This is a genomic window from Desulfonatronovibrio magnus, from assembly GCF_000934755.1.
In the GTDB taxonomy this organism is placed as follows: Bacteria; Desulfobacterota; Desulfovibrionia; order Desulfovibrionales; family Desulfonatronovibrionaceae; genus Desulfonatronovibrio; species Desulfonatronovibrio magnus.
Window position 1 is genome coordinate 1 of record NZ_JYNP01000137.1, and the last position, 2,203, is coordinate 2,203.

A 2,203-nucleotide genomic window follows, 5' to 3' on the forward strand; every position below is an offset into this window, starting at 1 on the left:
GGAACGCAGTCATCCCTTTCAGACCTGCTGTTATTTGAACTGGATCAGGAGCCGAAAGTTCCTATGGATGATGTGCGTGAAGTAAGTAACTATGTGAGTTGATTGTGAAGACTTTCCTGGTATTGGTGATAGGGAAAATCAACAAATGGGTCAGGAAAATTCAAGCTGGATCTGGTAGATTTGGTTAGGTTCATTTTACTGTTGTGGATTAAGTTGATGCAGTGGGCGTCTAAAAACTGATCCGGTCGTCCATGCTGAAGTTTAATTCAGGTTCAGTCTACTCTCTCTGTTCGTTAGCCATTTTGCAAAGTTTAGATGCTTGCTGCTGTGAGGGCAGGAACATCAAAAGATTCACCATAGAGAGTTTCAGGTGCTATATCGATCTCGTTTGGCCATGTTACTGTTCCGTATTGAACCTTTGCTTTTTTAAATATGATAATGTTTTTCAGATCTCTAAATACTGGATATTGAAGGTATGGCTTCATATCGAAGCAACGCATTTCTCCAGTATTGAAGGTAAGTAAAAGCTTATATTCTTCTTGAGGAGATACTGATGTTACTTCTATCATAATAATATCCTTTTAGCGCAACGGATCAATTTTAAATATTGGCTCACCATTTACAGCTAACTGCCAGTTGGCCATGATTTCTTCTTCATGAATAGTAATCCAAGCTTGAACTAATCGTAATTTTTTATTTGGTAGTTCTCCCTCAAGCATCTCACCATCTGGAATAGATATGATAGATTTCACGCCTTGATATTCAATATGCAAGTGAGGAGAGTTGTGCCTCTGTGAATCCATGTAAAACATGCGTATAATGATTCCATAAAACATACTAATTGTAGGCACTTGTAATTCCTATAAAATATTAATTTTTCGAGATAAAATATTATTAAAACTTTTTACCCTTTTGACAAGAGAAAAAAAGACACCAATATTGGTCCATATTTATAGAATTTAATTTCTTATCAAATCCTTTTAACCGCTGTGGGTCAATATTCGGCCAGCATCCAGGGAGTTAGCTGCATACTACACCTCGTCTTGTTCTTGGTTAACAATCTGGTTTTTTTCCCTTCTGGTGGTCCATTTTTGTCATATGTTCGTTAAGTTTATCCATAACTGGTGAGTCATGACTCAACGGTTCAAACAGATATTGTTGTCTGTTGCTGCATTGATGGGCTTTGAAAAATCCTGCCTTGTTCCAGCGCCTTACTGTCTGGGTGCATACCCCTAATTGTTCGGATATCTCCTGAGCAGTCTTCATGCCAAGTTTGCGTAAACGTTCATAGCGCGAGTCAAGCTTGTACGACCTTTGAATATACTGGATGCTTTTTGGGTTCAAAGGCTCCCCGTCCACAGTGCGCATTCCTTGTTGATTCAACTTGCTTGCTATCTCTTCAGTGGTACAATGGTCAAGAAGTCTGTCAATCTCGGACACCAAATCAGCTGGAGTCTTGCGCAACTCAAAAAAACATAATCAACCTGTCCCCCATTTCTTCCATGTCCCCAATTTCTTCCATTTCCGGATTTGGTAACCTCCAGAATAAACCCAGGCTCAAGCTCGTCGAAATACTGGATTTTTTGCTTGTCTGTTGGAACAGGCGGTTTGCGTACAAACCTTTGTTTTAAAAGAACTTTTGGCATGTTTTGCCTCCTTTCGGTTATAAAGTTTTCATTTAAAACTTATAACGAAAAAGAAGGCAGGTTTTTGAATTAAGAAGCCTATTTTTGATGTCAGGTATGCGGAAACAGTTTAGAAGTTAAAAAAGTCGACGTAGCTGGCCAGTTATTGTCAAGGCAGCATGTAGCCCCAAGCTTTTTATGCCACAATCACAACGGTAATATGCGCAAACAGGAAATTAATCTTCAGCAGCCCTGTCTACCAGTTCTGTAAAACCGCTTAAGGACTCAGCCCTGGTGATCTTTATGGTTAAAATGCGAAGATTATCGATGGACTGGATGGATCTAATTTTGGCTGAGAGCATCCTAGGAAGTGGCCCATATAGCTCTGTTGCAAGGGCTATTAAGGTTTCTTGGGCGTTTTCTAGTTTGCCCTCTACAAAACCTTCCTCTCTCCCAATAACAAACCCTCTACCTTCACCTTCTCTAAGCCACTGATCAGCTAAAGTTTCCATTATCTTCTCACCTCCCTCTGGAATGAGATCCAGAGCTTTTTTGTAGTCTTCCTGATTTAGATAGCC

The 2,203-nt window shown here is 39.9% G+C and carries 3 protein-coding genes and 2 pseudogenes; 1 reads left to right on the top strand and 4 read right to left on the bottom strand.

Going from position 1 to position 2,203, the window contains the following annotated elements:
* Positions 1-99: pseudogene (locus LZ23_RS25360) on the top strand (Fic/DOC family N-terminal domain-containing protein); the annotation flags it as partial.
* Positions 100-311: 212 nt separating this feature from the next.
* On the opposite strand, the gene LZ23_RS11725 reads toward LZ23_RS25360, so the two are convergent.
* The 4 genes and pseudogenes from LZ23_RS11725 to LZ23_RS24675 form a co-directional block, all read right to left on the bottom strand.
* Entirely contained in the window at positions 312-569 is a 258-nt protein-coding gene (locus tag LZ23_RS11725; protein WP_045214410.1) for a DUF2442 domain-containing protein, read from the bottom strand.
* A gap of 12 nt (positions 570-581) precedes the next feature.
* Positions 582-851, bottom strand: coding sequence for a DUF4160 domain-containing protein (locus LZ23_RS11730; protein WP_157493210.1), 270 nt, complete (start codon positions 849-851; stop codon positions 582-584).
* Positions 852-1,053: 202 nt separating this feature from the next.
* The gene (locus LZ23_RS11735) at positions 1,054-1,440 is read right to left on the bottom strand and encodes a MerR family transcriptional regulator (RefSeq protein WP_157493211.1); all 387 of its coding nucleotides are present in this window, start codon (positions 1,438-1,440) and stop codon (positions 1,054-1,056) included.
* Between the two features lie 421 nt (positions 1,441-1,861).
* A pseudogene (locus tag LZ23_RS24675) lies at positions 1,862-2,203 on the bottom strand (Rpn family recombination-promoting nuclease/putative transposase); the annotation flags it as partial.